2 protein-coding genes are annotated in these 1,859 nt (G+C 74.6%); one reads left to right on the forward strand and one right to left on the reverse strand.

What is annotated here, in order from left to right; genetic code table 11:
• Window positions 1-1,059, reverse strand: a 1,059-nt coding sequence (locus tag E2C05_RS31480; protein ID WP_133223538.1) for a DoxX family protein, incomplete at its 3' end; no start/stop codon positions are given.
• Window positions 1,060-1,196: 137 nt separating this feature from the next.
• Here E2C05_RS31480 and E2C05_RS31485 point away from each other — a divergent pair.
• The gene (locus tag E2C05_RS31485; protein ID WP_133223539.1) at window positions 1,197-1,769 is read left to right on the forward strand and encodes a carboxymuconolactone decarboxylase family protein; all 573 of its coding nucleotides are present in this window, start codon (window positions 1,197-1,199) and stop codon (window positions 1,767-1,769) included.
• Window positions 1,770-1,859: the final 90 nt, after the last annotated feature.

Below are 1,859 nucleotides of genomic sequence, written 5' to 3' on the forward strand. Positions count from 1 at the left end.
GCCGGCCGGGGCTTCGCCGGCCGCGGGCCGGGCACCCGCGGCCGGGTCGTCCGCCGCGCCCCTGCCGGGCGCGGTCCCCGGCGCCGGCATCGCCTCCTCCCCCGTCGCCTCGAACTGCCATTGCAGGAACATCCGGGTCAGCAGGTAGCCTTCGAGGAAGCCGGCGACCGCGAAGTAGACCAGGAAGGCCAGCACATAGTCCGGGTTGTCCGGCAGGCCGAAGACCGTCGCCAGCCGCGCCGAGGTCGTCGCCAGGAAGCGCCGGATCTCCCCCAGGTTCACCAGGCCGAGCCCCACCAGGATCTTGGTCAGCCAGTCGGACACCGCCTCGATGTTGCGGTTGGGCAGCAGCGGCCGGCGCGACCCGGCATCGCGGTTGGCGCGCGGCACGGCGAAGAGGAAGCCGACCAGCCCGCCCACCGCCAGGCACATCATCATCCAGAGATAGGCGGTGGGCCGCGCCGCCGGCACGCCGAGCACGACGGCCAGGAAGCCCGCGGCATTGCACAGCAGCAGGACGCCGGCGACGACCAGCACCGCGCCGCTGCGGAAGGCGGGCGGGCGCGGCGCGGGCGGCGCGGCCCAGGGATCCGGCCAGGGCTTGCCGATCAGGTGCAGCGAGCAGATCGCCATCAGCAGGTTGTGCGGGACGCCCAGCACGCGCCAGGCCAGGGACTGCCAGTGGTCCGGCGGCCGGGGCAGCGCCTGCGGCTCCTGCAGGATGTGGATCACCGCCGGGATGAAGGCGACAAGCAGGGCCAGGGAGAGCAGCGCGCCGATGCGCCGCGTCGGCCCGTAGCAGACCAGCAGGCCGGCGGTGACTTCCAGCAGCCCGCTGGCCAGGACCACGGTCGCCTTCCAGGGCACCCAGGGGGGCAGCATCGCCCGGGTTTCGGCCGGCAGGGCGAAATGCATGGACCCGAAGACGATCCAGTCCGCCGCCAGGAACCAGATGCAGGCGCGGTCGAAGCCCGGCGTCGGCGGCGCCGCCGCGGGCCGCGGCGGGCCGCGCAGCCAGGCCACCAGGCCCGTCGGTTCTGCCCGGATTTGTTCGTCCATGCTGTCGCACGCCCGCCCAGCCGAAACGTCATGCTGCCGCCGCGCCGCCGTCCCGCACCATGCGCCGGCGCACGCGACCGCCGCCGCACCCGGCGGCGGCGGCCCGCGTCCACCCGCAGCCAAGCCACGGAGCCCGCATGCGCCTGCCCCTGATCCCGCCCGCCGACCTCGACGCCACCCAGAAGCCGCTGCATGCCGACATGCGCGCCGGCATCGAGAGCCACTTCAAGGGCTTCACCGCCATCGCGCCGGACGGCACGCTGCTCGGCCCCTGGAATCCCTGGCTGCACTGGCCGCGCATCGGCGGGCCGATCTGGGAACTGACCAAGGCGCTGTCCTTCCAGACCAGCCTGCCCAAGCCGGTGCGGGAGGTGGCGATCCTGGTCACCGGCGCGCATTTCGACGCCGCCTACGAGATCTACGCGCATGTGCTGGTCGCCGAGCAGCGCGGCCTGCCGGACGAGAAGATCGCCACCATCGTCGCCGGCCAGCGCCCCGCCGACCTGACGCGGGAGGAAGCGGTGGCCTACGACATGGCCGCGGCGCTGGTGGATGGCGGCGCCCTGCCGGCGCTGACCTGGCAGCAGGGCGTGCAGGTCTTCGGCCGGGACGGTGCGGCGGAACTCGTCTACCTAGTCGGGCTGTACTGCATGGTCTCGATCACGCTGAACGGCTTCGACGTGCCGGTGCCGGAGGCCGATCGCGGCTGACGGCGGAGCCCGCCCGGCGCCGCCGCCGGCACGCGCGGCGCCGGGATCCGCCGCCGGGGCCGGCGGCAGATCCCGGCAGGGCCGGCCCGG

Source organism: Paracraurococcus ruber (assembly GCF_004353985.1).
GTDB classification, from domain to species: domain Bacteria; phylum Pseudomonadota; class Alphaproteobacteria; order Acetobacterales; family Acetobacteraceae; genus Paracraurococcus; species Paracraurococcus ruber.